The following is an 18,433-nucleotide window of genomic DNA, read 5'->3' as shown; positions in this document are numbered from 1 at the left end:
GGGACATCGCCCCCTGGTGGATTTCCGGAGAGTTCACGAATTCTGAAGGGGTGCAGCCTGCGAACTCAGGTGCTGAAACCTCGACTTCGGCATGATCAGCCCCAGGTTCGGGAACCCACGTGCTTGCGTGTTCTGCGGCCAAGATCGTCATGATCCGACGGCTCGGCCGGATTACCCGTGGAACTCGGTGAGATCGATGCTGTGAACTCTCAGCGGAAAGCCGTACATCGGGTGTGTCGTCTCGTGCTCCGGTGCCATGCCGAGCTTGCGGATGACGTTCTCGGAAGCGTCGTCACCCAGAAGGCTGATGCTGATGACGCGGTCGAGGCCACGGTCCTGGAGCGCGAACTCCAGCGTGGCGTGGGCGGCTTCGGACGCGTACCCCTGGCCCCAGAACGGTGAGCCGAATCGCCAGCTGATCGCCACAGCGGGCAGCACCTCCGGCAGGAACTCGGGCACGGACAGACCCGTGAAGCCGGCGAGTTCGCCCGAGGCCAGCAGCTCGACGGCGAAGATGCCGAAGCCTTCCTCGTCCCACTCCTCCTCCCACCGTTCGATGTCCTCCGCCGTGCTGTCCAGGTCGCGCAACGAGCCGTCGTCGATCCAGCGCATGACCTGCGGGTCCGCGTTGATGTCCGCCATAGGCGCAAGGTCGTCGTCATGCCAGCGGCGGAGGAGGAGGCGGGGGGTGCGGATCTCGGTCATGGCGACCATCCTGCCGAAGGCATGGGCCTCATCGGTAATCGGCGCTCGACCGTGGTGCCGCCCGCGGACCGCACGGCATCAGGCCGCCTGCGCCGCACGCCGAGGCGGTCGACAATCGGGCCGAGAGCTGGGGGGAGATGACGAGGCGCTTCCGTATGGTGGTCGAGAGGTGAGACCGATTCGGCGGCGGCCCTGACGCGGCACGAAGATCGTTCACGGAATCGCGGTCAAAGCCCAATTGCGCGACATTCCACATGATTGAGGAAACCGCACCGCACGCTGGCTCAGGGCTGCGTAGTCGCCGGGCGTCCGGGTCATGACGGTCTGTCGGCTTGATTGGCCAGGAAGAGCGGAACAGGCCCAACTCACATCCGCTGCAAGTCACCACTCCGGTTCAAAGTTCCCCACGTTGTTCTGCGGGAGGCGGTGCGTTCTTCGTTCGGCCTGAAGGCGCGCGGCAACACGGCGAAGGGCTTGGTGAACCCGTAGGGGCACGGTCGGTTCACCAGAGGGCGCTCCGTGTGCGGGCAGGCACCCCCGCCGTTGAACTGTTAATCGAACACTGGACAAGTTTGGCCGTGTCCGATGCCTGCGACGTCACAAGATGCGGCTGCTGTAGTTCGAATCTAGGGTTGCGGGCGGAGGGGGATCCCACCGAGGGCTGGCAGAACCGTGGCACCCCCATGCCGTCATGCGACGTGCTGGTGTCCGGTTCGTTCTCTGGAAGGAAACCTGGAAATGCCCACGGAGAACCTCGTTCGAAACGGCACCTTCACCGAGCCTCGCGTCAGCGGCGCCGCCAAGTCGTGGCGCCCTGTGCACCCGGCCGCTGCCTATCGGGCCACGGGCTGGGACCCGGTGAACGCATACGGCTACGACCACCTCAACGCCGCGTTCGCCAATCACCCGAACGGCCTTCAAGCTGTCGACCTGGGGATAAATTTCACCAACGGCGGCATCAAGCAGACCGTCGAGACTAAAGCGGGTGCCACCTACAACCTCTCGTTCGAGTGCAGCCCGAACGAGTACAACAACTGCAACGGCCGGCCGAACAACTTCACGGTGAAGGTGACCGACGATGTCGGCGGCAGAGAGATCACCTCCCGTGACTTCGACCCCGGAGTCGGGTACGGCCGGGCGAACTGGCAGCGGAAGGAGTTCTCCTTCCAGGCGAAGAGCAGCCGCACGACGATCACTTTCATGGGCATGGCGCCCGGCAGCTGTCAGTCGGGCATCACCAATGTGTCGGTCATCGGCCTGACGGACGGCCAGGGCACGAGCACCACGACCCAGAACCAGAACCAGAACAAGGGCCCCGTCACCACCGGTCAGGACCAGGAGCTCACGAACCTCCGGAACAAGGTCAACGAGCTCACCGGTCAGGTCAGCGACCTCACGGGGAAGCTGGCGGAGTGCCAGAGGACCTCCGAGCAGCTGCGCAAGAACGCGCAGGACGCCGCCGCGGAGTACCGCCGTGGCAGGCAGGAGGGGTGGGCGAAGGCCACGGAGCACTTGCAGCAGGCCAAGCCTTAGTCGCCTCCGTCGCACCACCACCCCCACCACAGTCAGGAGCTGGACATGACCAGTGCACTCGGCATCGACACCACGAAGCAGGACGCCTACAACCGCGGCGAGGACCAGGGCGTCGCGGACGCGCTGGCCGGACGGCCGAGCACCTCGCCGCCTCGCGACGGCAGGAGCGGGGAGCAGGACTACTACGCCGACGGCTACGACTTCGGCTACCAGCAGGGCCTGAAGATGCGCCGACCCGGCGAGGGCAACGGCGGGCAGCCCGTCGTCGACCCGATGCAGCCTATGGGCCAGACGACACCGCCCGTCGGTCAGACCACCACGACGGGGGTGGACGCCCAACTGCGCGTGGACCAGGCCGTCACCCCCAGTATCGACCTCGACGACCCCAAGCCCGCCGGCCTGGCCGTCCTGATCACCTCCGGCGGAGTGCCGGTACGCCCGGGACGCGTCGAACTGCGCATCGCCGCCCCGACGGGCATGGTCTTCGACGACTACATGACGCCCTCCTACCTCTACTCGCCCACGCCGGTCTCCGAGGCGGAGCGTCCCACGCACCGTCTTGAGGAAGGCGGTCGGGTGATGGTGATCACGGGTGACTTCCACGTCCGCACCAACGAGGCCGACCAGCACGGCTGGCTGATCTCCGCGTCGGTACGCCACATGAACGGCGCCAAGCCCGGCAAGAACAAGGACGGCCTGGTGACGATGAACGGTGTCACCAAGTGCGCCCTGGGCGGCAACCTCTTCTGACCCGGAGAGGGCCATGCGGAAGCAGTGGGTGATCGGAGTCGGCTCCGATCACCCACTCCGACGAGCGGGACTGGGCGTAGTGGCGGGACAAGTCGTGGTGATGCCGAAGGAGTTGAGCCATGGACACAGAGATCCGGGGGTCGCGGCGGGGCAGGGCACCGGTGCCGCTGTCCGTGCTGGACCCCGTGGTCGTCGGCAGTGGGTCCACCGCCGCACGGGCACTGCGGGGCTGCGTGACGCTGGCCCGGACGGCGGAGCGGCGGGGGTATCACCGGTTCTGGGTGACCGAGCATCATTCGGTGCCGGGTGTCGCCACGTCCTGCCCCACGCTGATCCTGGCTCATCTGGCCGCGCACACCTGGCGCATCCGGCTCGGCTCGGGCGGTGTGATGCTGCCCAACCACGTCCCGCTGGTTGTCGCCGAGCAGTTCGGCACGCTTGAGGCGCTGGCGCCGGGGCGGATCGACCTGGGTGTGGGGCGTGCCCCGGGCGCGGATCTGGGCACGGCCACCGCGCTGCGCCGCACCGACCCGCTGCTGGAACGCCCCGAGGATTTCTCCCGCCAGGTGGGCGAGTTGATCCGGTTCCTGGACGACGACTTCCCCGAGGGCCATCCGCTGGCCGGCGTGCACGCGGTGCCCGGCCCGGTGCAGAGCCGTGTACCCGGCGGTGCGCCCGCATCGGGGCGGCCACCGGTGTGGGTGCTGGGCTCCGGCGGCAACGGCGCCCAGCTGGCGGCGGCGCTGGGGCTGCCGTTCGCGTTCGCCCATCACATCGCGCCGGCCGCCACCGCCCCGGTGCTCGACCTCTACCGGCGTGCCTTCCGGCCGTCGGCGGTCCTGGACCGGCCGTACGCCATGGTGTCCGTCCTCGCCTTCGCCGCGGCGAAGGAGACGGAGGCCCGTCGGCACGCCCTCACCGGTGCGCACACGATGCTGCGGATCCGTAGCAGCCGCCCGCCCGGCCTGGTGCCGGCCATCGGTGAGGCCGAGTTCTGCGAACTCACGCCGGGGCAGCGGGAGTTCGTCGACGGCTGTCTGGCCGACACCGTGCACGGCACTCCGGACGCCGTGCGGGCCGGGCTGGACGAGCTGGTGGACCGTACCGGCGCGCAGGAGCTGATGATCGTCTCGCCCGCCCACAGCCTGACTGCCCGGATCCGCTCGTACGAGCTGATCGCCGACGCCTACGGCCTAGCGGGCTCCGCCGTCGAGCAGCGGCCCGGCGATCACGACCGTGCCGAGGACGACGTCCTGGTACAGATGGAAACCGGCCGCCAGCTCGGGCAGCTCCCCCTCTGAACCGCCCGGCCCCTCCTCGGCCGGAGCGTCGGCCGAGGTCGCGGCCATGGTGCCGAGGTCGCCCGCGATGCCGTCCAGCGCCGCCTTGGCCGTGACGGTCAGGAACCGCAGCGGAAGGTCGAAGGCCGCGGCCGTGCGGTGCAGCGGCCCGGTCTGGAGCATGGTCGGCGCGGCGTCGACGGCTTCGGACAGCAGGCGCAGCGGCAGGCGCAGCGAGGCCGCGAGGTCCTGGGGCCGGATCGGCGGGGGAGGGTCGCCGTCGAGCATGAAGTCCTCCCACTCCAGCAGGTCGAACAGGAACTGTCCGCCCTTGTACACCGGCCACACGCCGAGGGCTTCGAGCAGCCGAGCGGCTCGCTCGGGTTCGTCGCGGCGCAGGGCGACCCCGTGCCGGGCGAGGGTGCACAGGACCGCGCGCGTACGGGCGTTGCCGCGGCGGACGAGGTCGAGGAACGCCGCGTCCTGGGATTCGGTGGTCCCGCCCGACCCCGACGCCGCTCCCGACTCCGGTGTGTCGGATCCGGGCGTCTCGCTCTCGTGCGTCTCGGTCTCGGGTGTCATAGGAGCCTCGTGGTGACGTAGTGGGCGATCTGTCGGAGGATGGCCTTGCCCTCGTTCTCGGGGATCACGGCGAGATCCTCCTCGAACCGGGTGATCCCCTCGTCCGCCAGCCGATCGGCGAGGGCTACGGCGTAGTCGATGGAGCCGTGGCGCCGCATGGCGGCCAGGATCTCCTCCGCGTCCTGCTGGGCCTTGGCGGACCGGGGGCGCCGCAGGATCTCCCGCATCCGGGGCCGCTCCGCTTCGGCCATGGTGCGGAAGAGGTGGATCAGCATGACGGTGCGTTTGCCTTCCAGCAGGTCGCCCAGGGGCTCCTTGCCGTACAACTCCTCCTGGCCGACGAGGTTGAGGATGTCGTCCTGGATCTGGAAGGCGATGCCGATGAGCCGGAACGCCTCGTCGAAGCGGCCGAGGAGCGCGGGGTCCGTCACCCCCGCGCACACCGCGCCGATGCGGCACGGGCTGATGCAGGTGTACCAGCCGGTCTTCTTGGTGCTCATGGTGAAGTACGCCTCGTCCTCGGCCGGCACCACGTGCTTGTGGATCCAGCCGAGTTCCATGGCCTGGCCCTCCACGGACTCCCGGCACATGTGGATCGCCTCGTGGATGAGGGCCAGGGTGCGGGCGAGACCGAGCGTGTCCAGGTTGGACAGGATCGCGTCCACCGCGAGGAGGTTGAGCCCGTCACCGCAGTTGACCGCCAGGCCGATGCCGTGCTCCTCGTGCAGGGTCGGCAGACCGCGCCGGTGGGTGGACTCGTCGGCGATGTCGTCGTGCACGAGGAAGCCGTTGTGGAAGAGCTCCAGCGCGGCGGCGGCCCGTACGGCGTCCTCAGGGCGTCCGCCGAAGGCGGCACAGGCGGCGATGGTGAGGGTCGGCCGGAGCCCCTTGCCCTGCCGGGCCGGGTACAGCCGCATCAGGTCGTAGAGCTCGGCCCTGGGCTCCCGGTACGGGACGAAAGCCTCCATCGCCTCGCCGGTACGGGCCCGGCAGGCCGCCATCGTCGCCAGCAGATCGGCGTCGTGAATCGGCGATTCGTGCCACCACGGCGAGCTGCCACGGCCGTCCCACAGCAGGCGTGGACGGGTCACCACCGTCCCGCCGACCAACTCAGGCTCGACGTCCGTGGCGTCCTGCGGCCGGCGGCGCAGCAGGTAGTCCACGCCCTCCCAGCCGGAGACGGGCTCAGCGGGTCCCGGCGACTCGGCCTCGTCGGCCCTCTCACCCCATGGGGCGGGCGCGTCGTCCCGGTAGGACCGCCACAGTTCCTGCACCGAGCGCAGCCCCGCGGCGCGCTGGGCGAGCAGGCTGAAGGCGCGCCAGACGGCCAGTACCTGCTCGCGGGGGCCTCGGGTGTCCAGACTGTCCGGCAGTGCCTGGTCGGCCGGTCGGTGCTGCAGGTCGAACAGCAGGTTCATGGCCCGGTTGTCGAAGACGACCTCGACGTCGGGCTCGACATCGGGGCCGGCCGCTTCGGTGCCGTCGGTGGGATGTTCGACGACCAGGCGGCTGTGCCGGGCGGAGAGCAGGGCTCGGCTGCCGTCGTGGAAGCCGAGCCCCAGCCGGATGCCGCGCATCTGGCTGGCCGCCGCCGCGACGATCGCCGGCGCTCGCTGCGAGAGTTCCTCGACGGTCGCCGTCAGCAGGGCTGCCCCCGTACGGAGCGGGATCGGGTCACTCACCGCTCGCACCGCCGGCGTACTCCACGATGCCAATGGCCGAGAAGGACGTACGTCGCCCGGAGACGCGGGCGTCCACCTCGCACTCACCGAGGGTCTCGTGCACGCTGAACGGGTTGAGGCTCGTCTCCGACGGGTTGGCGATCCGGCCCGCCGTGCGGGCGCGGAAGTCCATGACGAGCCGGTCCTCGCCCATCCGCGCCGTGATGAGCAGCCGCCGGGGAACGGCGGCCGCGGGGGCCGTGCCCAGCATCTGCGCCAACGGCGGGACCAGGACCACCTGGTCCCTGGCCAGCGTGTCCTGCACCGTGATGCGCAGGCTGCGACGCGGGAAGTGGCGGACGAGCCGACCGTCCCGCCACAGCATGACCGAGCCGTTCGCCGCGTCGACGGGCCGACTCGGCCGGGTCGGCTGAATGAGGGTGAAGACCACTGCGGACGGCGGCGGACCGGTGGGGTCGCCCCCCGGGTCGTTGACGAAACCGAACACCCAGCCGCCCAGGGCGGGCCAGCTCCAGCGCCCGCGGACCCGCTCGTGATAGCCGATCAGGTCGGTGTGCCGTGCGGCGTCATCGCCTCCCGCCTCCGCCCGGGACCACCGCAGGGTGCCCGTCGCCAGGATGCCCGGCTCGGACTGCCAGCGCAGGTGCTCGCCGTCGCCGAACGGCGCGCACTGGGAGGTGCAGGACCTGCTCGTGCGGCGCAGGCGCAAGTCGACCTCAGGGCCGCCACCCCGCCCGGCGACACGGAAACCGTCCTCCGGGCCCCGGCTGCCGTGGGGGCGCGGGCGCGGGAGCCGGAAGGCCGACCACGGGACGGACGGCTGTTCCGCGTTGAACTGGCTCGACGACCAGCCCCGGCCTTCCTGATGGACGAGCAGGATCGCCATGCGTTGCGGCTCCGGGCCGGTGCCACCGGTCGCTTCGCCTTCGCAGCCGACCGCTCCCGGCTCACCGGAGACGACGCCCGTGGAGGCGCCCAGGACGGAGAGGTTCGCGATGATCGCCTGGCCGCCCTGCCGGGACAGGAAGGCGTAGTGCAGCCACCTGCGGTCCAACGGATGGCTCAGGGGAGCTCGCGGGAACGGTCCGGACACGCCGAGATCGGCCCCCGGCCAGAGGGTATTGGTCGTCGACACCCTCCGGATGGTAACGGAATGAAGTCATTAATTACTGTGAGTAATCGTTTCTCTGGGCTGGCTCGGTTCCGTGGCGTCGTGAGCCGGAACGAATGGCCTGCGAGAACACCTTGTCCGCCGTGACCGTCTCGGCGCCGGCCAAGCCGGAACAGGCGTCTGGCTCCGTTCGCGTGAATCGCGGTTGTGTCCGGGTGCCACAGTCGGTGACCGCCACGATGCGCCCTCATCGTGGATCCGGCCCGCCGACCCGGGCCGTTTCTCCCCGGTACCCGGGCCTGCCGCCCGGTGTCCGGGCTCACCGCGAAGGGGTCCACCCGTGGAGACCGACCGACGAAATGTACTGAGGACCGCAGCGGCCCTCGCGGCCGCCGGGACCCTGATCGGTCCGGGCGGCAGTGCAGCCGCTGCTCGCACCCGTTCCGGTGCGGCCGCCGCCCATCCGCCTGTCGAGGGTGAGGGTGTCGAGCCGGCCGCGTGGCGCGAACTGAGGCAGCGCCTCAGCCCGGCGGCAGCCCTGCACCGCCCCGGGATTCCGACGTACACGGCACAGGCCGCGCCCGACAACCAGCGTTACGCCTCCGTCCAGCCGTCCGGCGTCCTCGCCTGCGCGACCGAGGGCGACGTGGCCGCAGCAATCCGGTGGTGCGCCAAGCACGGAGTGCCCTTCGCGCCTCGCTCCGGCGGACACAACTACGCCGGCTACTCCACCACCCCCGGTCTCGTGATCAGCCTGCGCGCGCTGAACGAGGTGGTGCCACAAGGCCGGCGGCTGCGGCTGGGCGGCGGCGCCACCAACTCGGACGTGTACGCGGCCCGTGCGGCGAACCTCTACTTTCCCGGTGGGCGCTGCCCCGGAGTGGGCGTCGCCGGGCTGACGCTCGGCGGCGGGCTCGGTTTCAACGACCGTAAATGGGGCCTGACCTGCGACCGGCTCACCGAGACCCGGGTCGTACTCGCGGACGGGACGCTGGTACGCGCGGCCGACGACGAGAACGCCGACCTGTTCTGGGCCTGCCGGGGCGGGGCAGGCGGCAACTTCGGCATCAACACAGGCTTCGTTTTCGAGACCGTGCCGGTCGGCCGACTGCGCGCCACCGTCTTCGATCTCGCCTTCGGCCTGCACGCGGGCGTCCGGGTGATGGAAGAACTCCGGCAGATCCTCGACGCGGACGGCGACAACGACTTCGACGTGCGGATCGGCTTCAAGCACGCCGGCGACGGCAGCACCTCGCTGGTACTCCTCGGGCAGCGGCTCGGCGACGGGGAAACCCTGCGCCGCCTGTTCGCACCCCTCCTCCGACTGCGACCGACCCGGACCTTCGTCGAGGAACGCGGATTCTGGTCCGCGCAGGACTACCTCATGGAAACCCCCGGAGCAAAGGACGCCTACGCCTCCAAGTCCCTCGTCCCCGACCGATGGCCCACTCCCGACACCGTGGCCGCCGTAGCCGACTGGACACGGGGCTGGCAGCCGGGGCCCGGCCGGGCCACGGGCTACGTGACCCTGTTCGCCATGGGCGGCGAAAGCGCCACGCCCCGCCCGGACGAGACGGCCTACCCACATCGCCATGCAACCTTCGTGATCGACATCGGTACCCACTGGAAGCCCGGCGCCCCGCCGTCCGAGGTCCGCGCCCTCCTGGAACAAACCCGCTCCGCCCACCACATGCTCTGCCGCCGCCTCTCCACCCGCGCGGCCTATGTCAACTTCCCCGACCCCGACCTGCACAACTGGCAGCGTGCCTACTACGGAATCAACTACGACCGCCTGGTCACCGTAAAACGGCGCTACGACCCCGCCAGCCTGTTTCGCTACCAGCAAGCCGTCGGCGGTCCCCGCAGCTGAGACCGACAGACCCCTGGCCCCAGGGTGGAGGCGCTGTCTGGGACTCAGGCCGCGGCTGTCCTGTCGTTTCGGGGCGGAGAGAGGTGCGTCCGCAGTGGTCTTGCCGGTCTTGCGGTCGGTGCGACGGCGCTTGATCTGGACGGCCTGCAGGGCTCCGGGAAGGAGCAGGCCGTTGACCGTGGCCACGTTGATCCGTCGGATCTCCAAGCGTCCGTGGCCAGTGCCCCTCACGCGGCCCTGCAGGGGGATCTCTGCCCACGGAAGGGACTTGAGCTGCTTGCTTCGTCTGGTTGCCCTTGACGATCACGGTGTAGTGGGCTTGGCGGCCGAGAAGGTAGTCGGCGTGCTCGCGCTGGGTGTGCATGGCGTCGCTGGTGACGACCACTCCGGCCAGGTCGGCCACGGTCTCCAGCGGGAGCTGGAAGCAGGTGATTTCGTTCGTCTTTTCCTGCACGTTCAGCTGGGCCAGGACCAGGCCGGTAGCGTGGTCCAAGGCTGCGAGCAGGTGGATCTTACGGCCGTGGGCCCTGGCCGCTCCGCGAAGGTTCTTACCGTCGACCGCCAGGCCGCGGAGCCGGCCCCCGGCTCGGTTGCGGCGGTCGGCGAGCCAGCGGCCGACTGCCAGGTCCAGTGTGTCGCCGTCGATCCGGGCTAGCAGTCGTCGAACCGTTGTTTCCGCAGGTAGGGACTGTTCGGGGAACAGGGGGTCGATCCGCACACCGACGTTCTCCAGCACGTGGGGCGGAGCGTCGGCGATCCATTCGCCGACCGCCAGCAGCGATGTTGCCCCGCCAACACCGCGCAGGCGGGCAGGGCAAGGGCGCCGACCAGAGCGTGGGGCACTCCACGGGAATCACGCGGATCGGGCACCTGGGCGAGGCAGTCCAGCCATGAACCGGATGCCCGGCGACTACGCCGAAGCCCTGCACGCTGGCCACATGGACATCGCGCGCGAGCTCATCGAAGAGGCCACCGGCGACCACCTTTGGTACTGACCCGCTGTCTCAGATCCTGACCATGCAGCCGTGAGGCGCCGGCTCGGTGGAGTAGCACTGGGCCGCATCCCGTCGCAGCTGTCACGGATACACGGTCAGTATCAAATGGAGGGCGCACCGCCGCCGCCCGGCTGGACTTTGACCGTCATCGGCGCGGGCCTGGGCTACGCGGCGGTGATAGCGGTGGCTTGCTCGGAGCGCTCGCCACAAGGCGCTTCCGTCGCTTCACCCGAATGGCCCGTCCACTGCGCCGACGGATGCATCGCGCGCCACGGTGGTGTGAGCGGGATGTCGTTCGGGCTCCACTTTCCAGGAGGTTCCATGAACATGTTCATCACCGGTGTACGCGGTGACGGTGACGCAAAACAGATCCGTGTCCATGAGCGGGGGAAGCCGGACCCCGTGTGGACGTGGAGTCCCCGTGATGCCGAGAAACTCATGACCGAGGCAGAACGCACAGAATTCGCTGCAGTTCTCCAGAGCATGCGCAAGGGTTCGTCGATCACGGAGTTCAAGTGGGCTGCCGGCGGCACGAAGATCGCGGCCATTGTCGGCTGGGCTGCCGTTCTGATCGGCTACCCGTCGAAGAAGCTCCTCTTCGGCAACGCCAACGAAACCTCCATGCACTCTCTGGAAGTGCTGCCCGGCAACAAGCTCGCCCTGGTAACCAGCGGGGCATCGCAGAGCGACGGCGTGTGGGTGTTCGACACCAGCCGCAAGGTCGCCGACCAGCCGATCCAGAAGCTGCCGGGACTGCCTTCCGGGCATGCCCTGGTGTGGGACCAGGCCGAGAGCATGCTCTGGGCAGCGGGAACGGACATCTGGCCCGAGACGACCAAGCCGGTGCGCGGGCGCTTGGTCGGCTACAAGTACGACGGCAAGAGCGCCAAGCCGCTGTCGTACAGCGCCGACCGCGATTACACGATGCGCGAGGCCGGGCAGCTCAAGGACGAATACCCGGCTTGGAAGGAAGGCCCGCACGACCTCGCTCCTGTACCGGACCAGCGGAAGATCCTAATCGCCACTGATCTCAGCATCTACGAATTCGACCTGAGCACCAAAAAGTTCAAGTACGACATCGCGGACACGTACTTCAACGGGTTTATCTCCTCCCCGGAACGTGGCGAAAAGAAAATCCCACGCTCTGGCCTGAAGAGTCTTTCCCTGTCCTCTTCGGGTGGCGACTACGTGTATCTAGCGAACGACTGGAAGGGCGACTTCAGCAAGCAGGTCCGCTTCTTCCGACGGGGCGAGAAGAAGCCGGGAGAGACAGTGCAACTGCCGTCCTATGCCTACAAGGCTCGCTGGTTCTATGAAATGCCCGGCTGGCCGACCGCGCGCTGAAGGCGTCCAGGACTGTCCGGCGGATCATTGACGGTCGCCACGACACGGATGCCCTTGAGTGGCCCTGGTCGCCGGCTGGATCCTGCCCACCGCGCTCAATCTCGCGGTTTTCTTCTTCGCTGTCGCCCCCAGCCTGCGTCCGACAGCAGCCGTGGGCCATGTCTGGCCCAGTTCGGCCAGTCAGACAGCGTTGCTACTGCTCTGTACCGCCGTCCTTTTTGCATGTGCTCAGCGCTCTCCAGACTCCCCTCTACAGAATCCTTGAGGGCTATCTGCTGTGGCCGCGCATTGCCGATCCGGGTCGGGGCAAGTTGGGCATCATCTGTCGGGTAGCGAGCCAACTGCTCGCAGCGCGCCCGCAAAGTACAGCTGCTGTCCCTTCCGGTTGCCGTCCTCGAGATCCATGCGTGCCTTGCTGCCGCGCTCGCGCTCGGCGAGCGCGGCCTGGCGGCGACACAGGCGGCAGGCGCCGTCCCACAGGGCCCCGGTGTGCCGGCAGATGCGGCACACCCCGCGTTCGGGGTGCCGCTTGCGGAACATACGGCAGGCCAGGCAGATCCCGCGCGAGTGTTCTGCTACCGGCCGATCGGCCACTCGCCGAACGGCACCGGGGTCCGGCCTGTCGCTTCCCTGACGGCCTCGTCCGATCCGCACGCGGAGCAGATCCGTACTTCACGGTCGACGGTCATCCGGGTGCGGGCAGGCCGTTCGCCGAGGGGACCGCCGCAGCGCGGGCAGGGGGTAACAGGCACGGTCACTCCTCGGGGTGCTCTCGGGCAGACTTGAGGATGAGGTTCCAGACCGTACGGGAGTACGTCTTGTCCGTCTGCCCCTGAAGCTCGGCGATGAGGTCGGCGTTTTTGGCGCCCGGGTTCGCGGCGAGTGCCTGCCGGGCAAGCATGAGCCGTTCGTCCCCTTGGTAGGGATAGGCCAGTCCGCGGCGGCCCCGGGGCCGTCCGCCGGCGTGCCCGCGCCCCTTCCGCTCCGCTACGTACTGCCACAGCCGCCACCGCTTCCACTTCGGGCGCCGCCGGGTCGGCAGCTCGTCCCAGTCGTCGGGGTCGGGCCACCCCTCGGGCGGGTTCCTTACGTAGTGGGAGACGGTGGTGGAGTCCGCAAACCCGCAGACCTTCGCGGCTTCGGCGGGGCCGACCATTTCTTCGGGGTCGCCGTCGAGCTTCGGCGGGTTGGTGGTGTTCGCGGCGGCGCGCTGTCGCTGAAGCTCGTGGTGCCACTTCGCCCAGACGTCGCCGTCCCAATGCATGACACCGTCGATGGTCTCAGCGACGGGGGGATGGCCGTTGTTCTCGCGGTCACTCCAGAGGTTCTGGAGCGTGGGCTCACTGATTTTGTGGACCTTGCGCAGGTCGGCGCGCGAGTAGAGCGTGCGGCCGGTCTTGCTGGGCACGGCGGTCTCCTCTTCTTGTTCGGGGCCGTGATCGAGTGGCGGGGTCATGTGCTGTCGCCGGGTTCGGGTGCCGGCGTCCATGTGCGGCTGCCGTCTGGCTCGATCCGGGTGAGGGTGGCGATGTCGTCCAGGGGGACGGCTGCAGCCCAGTCCGCGCGGCTGGGGTGGTGGGCCGGGAGGTTGAGCACGAGGTGCCGGCCGGTCGGGGGAAAGTCCTCGACGAGGATGAAGCACTGCTTGGGCGAGGCGCCGATGCTGTTACCCCCCTTCAGCTGGGCGATGTCGCCCGGCTGGGGACAGTCAGGGTGTCGTTCGCATAGCATGGTGTGGTCTTTCTGGTGAGAGACACCGACGGCCAGCGCCTTGTTGCCCTTGTGCGCTGGCCGTCATTTGTTGTCTGGGGTTCGTGGCGCCCCGTGGGACGCGCGGCCGGTCGGAGGTTGCCCTGCTCCGCTGACGGCGGAGTAATTAAACCACCTTTGCATTGGGGTGGGCGGGGCCCTGATCCGTAGGGCGGCGGTCGTCAGAAGAGGGCCTCTTGATCTGTGGGGCGTTGCCGCCGGTTGCTCGGTGGCCGGGTGATGCGGAGTTCGTAGTGGGGGCGGCTCGCGTGCGGCGGTGCGTGGGCTTCGCGGCGGTACCGGCTCCAGGCCACGATGGGGGCGCCCTGGTCGATCCAGCCTGCGGGGTACTGGGAGGTGAACTGAGCCCAGCGGCTCCGGCTCTGTAGAACGGCCCATCGGTCCTCGACCTTGGTGATCGACGGCAGTGTCCGCCAGCCGGGGAACGCGTGGTCGTGAGCGTCCTCCACCGCCTCGTTGTCGCCGTCGCCGTACCCGCCGCCGCGGTGGACGGGACCTTCCCAGTCGCAGCTGAGGCACCCGCCCCGGAACTCCTGCTCGTCCCCCCGGCGGCCGGTCGGCCGACTGCGGGAGAGCAGGGTCGGGGCGTGGTGTGCGGGTGGGTCGAGCTGGTGGCCGAGGTCGCAGTACGCGCCGCCGGGGTGACCGGGCTGGATGTGCCACGCCCTCCCCGCGCTCGCGGGGGGCTGGCGGGTCCGTGCGTTGCGCACCCGCCAGTAATGCGTCTGCCGTGCCCGTGCTCCGGTCGGCTCGGTGACGGACGAGGTCACGACTTCCCACCTCCGGCGGCAGCGAGCACTTCGCGGAGAGGATCGGCGAGCACGGTCTGTTCGTCGGGGGCGTCGTGGAACCGCGGCCCGTACGCGCGGCGCACTGCACGGCGGGCGTCTTGGTGGCGGGCGAGTTCCGGGTAGTACGGCGATCGGTCGAGCACGGCATAGCCGTGCTGGGTGAGCACGTCGGCGATGAGCGACCGGACCCGTACGGGGTCAAGGGTGTGGAGGTCTGTCTCCACTGGAGCCGCGAGGAGTACGCGGATCAGCTCGGCGGCACTGAGCCGGGGGTGGAGGGGCACGCTGAGCCGGTGGACGCCGTCCCGGCTGGGGGTGGCGGCTCCTCGGCGGCTGGGGGTCCTGGTGGTGCTGCGGTGGTCTGTCGTCTCGTCCATGGTGCTGGCCTTCGATGACTCGGGGTGCTTGCGGTGGGGGCTGTCAGAACAGGGCCTGTTCGGCGCGGGCGGCGGCGGTGCGGAACGCGCGGGCGGCGTCGGCGGCGGTGCGGCCGGGCTCGGCGCTCCATCGGTCGATGACCTCGCGGTGCTGGGCTTTGGTGGCGGTGGGCTCGTCGGTGTCGACGGGGTGACCGGTGAGGGTTTCGGCGAGGATGCCGATCGCCTGATCGCGGGCGCGGTCGATGCGGTCCCAGTCGTACCTCCGGCCGGCGGCTCCCCGCCCGTGGCCGGCGGCGACTTCGAGGGCACCGCGGGGCCAGCACGGCAGGGTGGCCGTGCGGCCGGGACCGGCGAAGAGATGAGGGCCTTGGTGGATGTCGACGTGTTCGATGTGGCGGGCGGCCCATTCCAGGATCGCGGCCGGGGTGTCCGCGATGACGATGCTTTCGGGGGTGTGGCGGGTCGGCACGCTGGTGTCCTTCGGGAAGTCGGGGGCGGCGGCGCGGTGCCGCCGCCCCTGGTCGGGCTGCTACTGGTAGGCGGGGATCAACCGGCGAACCTTGTCTTCGCCGATGCACCCGCCCTTGTGGCGGCGCGCGCTCGGCGGCTCTCCGTTGCGCCCGCGCAAGTGCGACCAGAACTTCGGTCCCTCCCACGGGCACAGTTCGCAGGAGAGAAACCAGTGGTTGTCGGAGCCCGGAAAACCTGTGAGGACTGCCCGCCAGTGGTGGGCCGCGAGCCCTGCGAACGCGGTCTGTGCGCTCTCGATGTTGCGATCGTTGATCGGCATGCGCGGGTGCAGGAGTGGCACCGGTCCGCATAGCGGTGTGGGTGCCTCGGCGAGCACTTGGTCCAGGGGGACGGCGCCGATCCGACCGGCGGCGTACTCCTCGGCGAGGTGGGCGGCGGCCATGTCGGTGCCGGGGGTGCCCTTGGGCGGGCGACGGAGGTTGTGTTCGCCCTTGGTGGTGATGACAAACCAATCTCGGTGCCAGCGGTAGGCGCGGCCGATGACCTGGTCTTCACCAACGATCACGGGGTATCGGCATTGGATGTCGGGGGCCCCGACGCGGTACGGCGTGGCCGTCTCGACGGTGATGGTGTTGCCGCCGAGTCCGGCCGTCGACTGGTCGCCGGAGACGGTGATGGCCGTGGGGCGTTCGAGAAGTTGGGTGCTCATGGTGCGTGCCCTGTTCTGGTGAGAGCGGGGCCCGCCCCGGGGCGCTCGGCCGCTGGGGCGGGCGGGGCAGTCTTTACGCGGCGTTGGCCGGGGCCTTCGGGGCGGCGGTCCATTCACGGCGTGGGGTGATGCCCAGGTCCTCAAGGACCGGGTCGAGGCTCCCGTTGTCCGGGACCCAGTCCCAGTCGGCGCCTTCGGTGCCGGGCCGCTCGGTCCAGGTGAGCATGTATGAGCGGCCGGAGGTACGGGGGTCACCGCATACGGCCTGTGCCTCGCGGCGGGTCATCGCCCACAGGGCGCGCTTGCGGGAGCGGCGGGAGTTCTTCGAGGCGATGAACACCAGCGCCATGCCCTCCTGCCAGCTCTTCCCCGCAGCGGGGGCCGACGCGGGGCTCGGCTTCTCCTCGGGGGCGTGGTGGCAGTGAGCGCAGCGGCGTGCTTCCGCGTGCCACTGGCTGGAGTGGCACGCGGGGCAGGTCTCGGCCGCCGGTGCCGGCTCCTCGACGGGCGGGACCTGCTCGGCCTGCTCCTGGTGTTCGGCGGCTTCCGGGGCGGGCGCGGGCGCTGCCTTGAAGTTCTTCGGCTTGGCGTGGCCGCACACGGTGCACATGCCGCGGGCTTCGCTGAAGCGCTTCTGTCCATTCGCAACCCTCACACAGTGGGGGCACACGGTGCGCTCGGTCTCGGGCTCAGGCTCGGTGGCCTCAAGTCGGGCGATGTCCTCGGCGGATGCCCACCCCCGCACCCTGTCGTAGGGGATTGTGAAGCCGCCGCGGGCCTTCTCCTTGGGGTCCTTGCGCAGGACCGGGACGCCCACCCCTCCGTGGATGTGAGGGATCGTCAGCGTCTTCTTGTTCACGCGCTGGACCTGGTACCAGGTGCCGCCGGTATTAACGAAGTCGCCCTTCGCGAAGTCGCCGGGGCCCCACACCTTGAAACCGCGCCGCTCGGCCTCGGCGATGACCTCGCGCCAGTAGGCCAACTGCTCCGCGATCTCGGCCTTCCTGCGGTGGAGCTCGTCGGTGTCGGAGCGTGTATAGCCTCCGGCGGACTGCCCTGCCAGCCACTTGTCGACGCGGCGGTCCTCCACCTCCAGCATCTCGATGCGGCGCAGGGTGCGACCGGGATCGGTGCGGAACGCCTTGTATGCGGCGGCGGCCTGTTCGCGGGCTGTCCAGTACCCGGCGCGCTTGCCCTCCTCGACGTGCTTACGCAGGGCGCTGTCGATGCGCTCCTGGTCACGGCGGGCGCGGGCCTCGCTATGGTGCCCGACGAGGATCGGTTGGCCGAAGGGGATACCGTCGGCGATCTGGTTACCGCGCTCTCGGGCGGCCTCGGATCGGCCCGCCGCGTTGTCCGCGTACTCGCCGAACCGCTCGGTGCGGCTCTCGGCCCGGTCGTACCGCTCCTGTTCGGCTTCGGCGAAGGTGCGGCGGGTGTCCTCGTCGATCTCGATCTCGACGGTCCATCCGGCCTGGCGCAGGGCCTCGGCGGCGGCGTTGATCTTCCAGCGCTTCGCGGCCTTGTCGCGGGACTGCTGGATGCCCAGCATCCCGAGGGAGCGGAAGTAGCGGAAACCGCAGGGGCGGATCAATTCGTACACACCGTCGCCCTTGCTGCTGCCCTCCACGAGGGTGCCGTCGGCGCGAGTGTGGGTGATCTTGATAGTCACTGAACTGGTCTTTTCTGGTGAGAGTTTGTGGTCCGGCCGGAGGGCGGACCGTGCGTTGGCAGCGGCGCGCACCACGGGCGCGGGCCGTGAGGGACGATCGGCTCGCGGGCCGTCGCGCCTTGCGCGACGGCAGGGGCTGCCGCGCCCCCGCGGGGCGCGTCCGCTTTGGTCCGGTGCCCGTCGTCGGTCGGCGGAGCCGCCTGCGGCGGAGTCGGCCGGCGGCGGTGAACGCACCGGGCCATGTGCTGTCGCCCCGAAGGGGTGTCCGCTTGAGTGCTGGGGGCCTGCCGGTCCGGAGGTGTTGCCCTCCCCCGGACCGACGGGGCCTGGTTCAGCTGCGGTGGAGTGTGTGGCGGGCGGCCGGGTCGGCGTCGGCCAGTCCGGTCCGCTCGCGCCATGCCTGGCGGACGGCGGCGCGGAGTGCGTCCCCGTCGTCGTAGGCGAACCGGCCCCGGCGCAGACCGCACACGATGTCGCGGAAAACGTCCTGGTTCATCGTGGTCAGCGTGTCGTCAAGCGGCGTCAGCTCGTGCGGGAACATCGCCTGGACGCTGTCGCCGGGCTCCGGGGCCCCGAGGGTGAAGAACCAGACGACCGCCATGGTGGCCTCGTCCGCGAACTCCGGGCCGCCGAACGGGCCGACGACGACAGCGGGGCGGGTGTCGAGCTGGTGGCCCCGGAACCAGGGCCCGGCCAGTACGAGCGTCGCGGTGGGGAAGTCCTGGACGGTGGGCTTCTTGTCGGTGGTGACCATGTCGTGTCCTGTCTGGTGAGAGGTTCCGCCGGGG

At 69.7% G+C, this 18,433-nt stretch carries 19 protein-coding genes; 5 read left to right on the top strand and 14 right to left on the bottom strand.

Translation table 11 applies throughout. The features are described from left to right. Nucleotides 1-171 precede the first annotated feature (171 nt). Nucleotides 172-705, bottom strand: coding sequence for a GNAT family N-acetyltransferase (locus AQJ67_RS24515; protein WP_062721596.1), 534 nt, complete (start codon nt 703-705; stop codon nt 172-174). A gap of 738 nt (nt 706-1,443) precedes the next feature. Here AQJ67_RS24515 and AQJ67_RS24510 point away from each other — a divergent pair. From AQJ67_RS24510 to AQJ67_RS24500, 3 genes are all read left to right on the top strand, one after another. Continuing rightward, nucleotides 1,444-2,238 carry a DUF642 domain-containing protein gene (locus tag AQJ67_RS24510; protein WP_062721230.1) on the top strand — a complete coding sequence of 265 codons (795 nt, stop codon included), beginning with the start codon at nt 1,444-1,446 and terminating at the stop codon, nt 2,236-2,238. Nucleotides 2,239-2,283: 45 nt separating this feature from the next. Then, nucleotides 2,284-2,988 carry a hypothetical protein gene (locus AQJ67_RS24505; RefSeq protein WP_062721229.1) on the top strand — a complete coding sequence of 235 codons (705 nt, stop codon included), beginning with the start codon at nt 2,284-2,286 and terminating at the stop codon, nt 2,986-2,988. Between the two features lie 119 nt (nt 2,989-3,107). Next, nucleotides 3,108-4,289: an LLM class flavin-dependent oxidoreductase gene (locus tag AQJ67_RS24500; protein ID WP_063807356.1), complete on the top strand. Its 1,182-nt coding sequence runs from the start codon at nt 3,108-3,110 to the stop codon at nt 4,287-4,289. On the opposite strand, the gene AQJ67_RS24495 is transcribed toward AQJ67_RS24500, so the two are convergent. From AQJ67_RS24495 to AQJ67_RS24485, 3 genes are read right to left on the bottom strand one after another with little or no spacing between them, the layout of a single operon-like run. Further along, nucleotides 4,182-4,850: a hypothetical protein gene (locus AQJ67_RS24495; protein WP_062721228.1), complete on the bottom strand. Its 669-nt coding sequence runs from the start codon at nt 4,848-4,850 to the stop codon at nt 4,182-4,184. The two genes, AQJ67_RS24500 and AQJ67_RS24495, sit on opposite strands and share 108 nt — an antisense overlap. After that, a complete protein-coding gene (locus AQJ67_RS24490) occupies nt 4,847-6,532 on the bottom strand; it encodes a polyprenyl synthetase family protein (protein WP_062721227.1) in 1,686 nt (561 codons plus the stop codon). The genes AQJ67_RS24495 and AQJ67_RS24490 overlap by 4 nt, the downstream gene beginning before the upstream one ends. Beyond that, a complete protein-coding gene (locus AQJ67_RS24485; RefSeq protein WP_244190576.1) occupies nt 6,525-7,667 on the bottom strand; it encodes a hypothetical protein in 1,143 nt (380 codons plus the stop codon). Before AQJ67_RS24485 ends, AQJ67_RS24490 begins: the two co-directional genes overlap by 8 nt. A gap of 316 nt (nt 7,668-7,983) precedes the next feature. Here AQJ67_RS24485 and AQJ67_RS24480 point away from each other — a divergent pair, with 316 nt between their 5' ends. Next, nucleotides 7,984-9,513, top strand: a complete 1,530-nt coding sequence (locus AQJ67_RS24480) for an FAD-binding oxidoreductase (RefSeq protein WP_062721226.1) — start codon at nt 7,984-7,986, stop codon at nt 9,511-9,513. Here the strand turns inward: AQJ67_RS24480 and AQJ67_RS45520 are convergent. Then, nucleotides 9,440-10,231 carry an ISAs1 family transposase gene (locus AQJ67_RS45520; protein WP_244190597.1) on the bottom strand — a complete coding sequence of 264 codons (792 nt, stop codon included), beginning with the start codon at nt 10,229-10,231 and terminating at the stop codon, nt 9,440-9,442. The genes AQJ67_RS24480 and AQJ67_RS45520 overlap by 74 nt on opposite strands. 598 nt (nt 10,232-10,829) lie before the next feature. Between AQJ67_RS45520 and AQJ67_RS24470 the strand changes: the two genes are divergently transcribed. Then, nucleotides 10,830-11,852, top strand: a complete 1,023-nt coding sequence (locus AQJ67_RS24470) for a DUF6528 family protein (protein WP_062721224.1) — start codon at nt 10,830-10,832, stop codon at nt 11,850-11,852. A gap of 318 nt (nt 11,853-12,170) precedes the next feature. Here AQJ67_RS24470 and AQJ67_RS24465 read toward each other — a convergent pair whose 3' ends face one another. The 9 genes from AQJ67_RS24465 to AQJ67_RS24425 form a co-directional block, all read right to left on the bottom strand. Then, the gene (locus AQJ67_RS24465) at nt 12,171-12,446 is read right to left on the bottom strand and encodes a hypothetical protein (protein ID WP_159058818.1); all 276 of its coding nucleotides are present in this window, start codon (nt 12,444-12,446) and stop codon (nt 12,171-12,173) included. 160 nt (nt 12,447-12,606) lie between these two features. Then, nucleotides 12,607-13,260: a hypothetical protein gene (locus AQJ67_RS24460; protein WP_244190575.1), complete on the bottom strand. Its 654-nt coding sequence runs from the start codon at nt 13,258-13,260 to the stop codon at nt 12,607-12,609. A 44-nt stretch (nt 13,261-13,304) separates the two neighbouring features. Then, complete coding sequence (locus AQJ67_RS24455; protein WP_062721221.1) at nt 13,305-13,583, bottom strand: DUF6211 family protein; 279 nt, start codon at nt 13,581-13,583, stop codon at nt 13,305-13,307. A gap of 200 nt (nt 13,584-13,783) precedes the next feature. Further along, nucleotides 13,784-14,392, bottom strand: coding sequence for a DUF6349 family protein (locus AQJ67_RS24450; RefSeq protein WP_062721220.1), 609 nt, complete (start codon nt 14,390-14,392; stop codon nt 13,784-13,786). Then, on the bottom strand, nt 14,389-14,790 hold the full coding sequence (locus AQJ67_RS24445) for a DUF6181 family protein (RefSeq protein ID WP_062721219.1): 402 nt from the start codon (nt 14,788-14,790) through the stop codon (nt 14,389-14,391). The genes AQJ67_RS24450 and AQJ67_RS24445 overlap by 4 nt, the downstream gene beginning before the upstream one ends. Nucleotides 14,791-14,833: 43 nt before the next feature. Beyond that, complete coding sequence (locus AQJ67_RS24440) at nt 14,834-15,262, bottom strand: DUF6197 family protein (RefSeq protein ID WP_062721218.1); 429 nt, start codon at nt 15,260-15,262, stop codon at nt 14,834-14,836. A gap of 60 nt (nt 15,263-15,322) precedes the next feature. Next, a complete protein-coding gene (locus AQJ67_RS24435; RefSeq protein WP_062721217.1) occupies nt 15,323-15,973 on the bottom strand; it encodes a hypothetical protein in 651 nt (216 codons plus the stop codon). A 73-nt stretch (nt 15,974-16,046) separates the two neighbouring features. Next, nucleotides 16,047-17,645, bottom strand: a complete 1,599-nt coding sequence (locus AQJ67_RS24430; RefSeq protein WP_062721216.1) for a DUF3560 domain-containing protein — start codon at nt 17,643-17,645, stop codon at nt 16,047-16,049. Between the two features lie 331 nt (nt 17,646-17,976). Next, nucleotides 17,977-18,399: a DUF6409 family protein gene (locus AQJ67_RS24425; protein WP_062721215.1), complete on the bottom strand. Its 423-nt coding sequence runs from the start codon at nt 18,397-18,399 to the stop codon at nt 17,977-17,979. Nucleotides 18,400-18,433 lie beyond the last annotated feature (34 nt).

The organism is Streptomyces caeruleatus (assembly GCF_001514235.1).
Taxonomy (GTDB): Bacteria; Actinomycetota; Actinomycetes; order Streptomycetales; family Streptomycetaceae; genus Streptomyces; species Streptomyces caeruleatus.
The sequence above is the reverse complement of the archived record's forward strand: the minus strand, read 5'-3'. Positions and strand labels throughout refer to the sequence as shown.

Excerpts from the sequence above, each read along its gene's own strand:
- AQJ67_RS24500 (WP_063807356.1), top strand. The coding sequence starts at position 3,108 with ATGGACACAGAGATCCGGGGGTCGCGGCGGGGCAGGGCACCGGTGCCG.
- AQJ67_RS24445 (WP_062721219.1), bottom strand. The coding sequence starts at position 14,790 with ATGGACGAGACGACAGACCACCGCAGCACCACCAGGACCCCCAGCCGC.
- AQJ67_RS24505 (WP_062721229.1), top strand. The coding sequence starts at position 2,284 with ATGACCAGTGCACTCGGCATCGACACCACGAAGCAGGACGCCTACAAC.
- AQJ67_RS24470 (WP_062721224.1), top strand. The coding sequence starts at position 10,830 with ATGAACATGTTCATCACCGGTGTACGCGGTGACGGTGACGCAAAACAG.
- AQJ67_RS24425 (WP_062721215.1), bottom strand. The coding sequence starts at position 18,399 with ATGGTCACCACCGACAAGAAGCCCACCGTCCAGGACTTCCCCACCGCG.
- AQJ67_RS24515 (WP_062721596.1), bottom strand. The coding sequence starts at position 705 with ATGACCGAGATCCGCACCCCCCGCCTCCTCCTCCGCCGCTGGCATGAC.
- AQJ67_RS24495 (WP_062721228.1), bottom strand. The coding sequence starts at position 4,850 with ATGACACCCGAGACCGAGACGCACGAGAGCGAGACGCCCGGATCCGAC.
- AQJ67_RS24435 (WP_062721217.1), bottom strand. The coding sequence starts at position 15,973 with ATGAGCACCCAACTTCTCGAACGCCCCACGGCCATCACCGTCTCCGGC.
- AQJ67_RS24510 (WP_062721230.1), top strand. The coding sequence starts at position 1,444 with ATGCCCACGGAGAACCTCGTTCGAAACGGCACCTTCACCGAGCCTCGC.
- AQJ67_RS24455 (WP_062721221.1), bottom strand. The coding sequence starts at position 13,583 with ATGCTATGCGAACGACACCCTGACTGTCCCCAGCCGGGCGACATCGCC.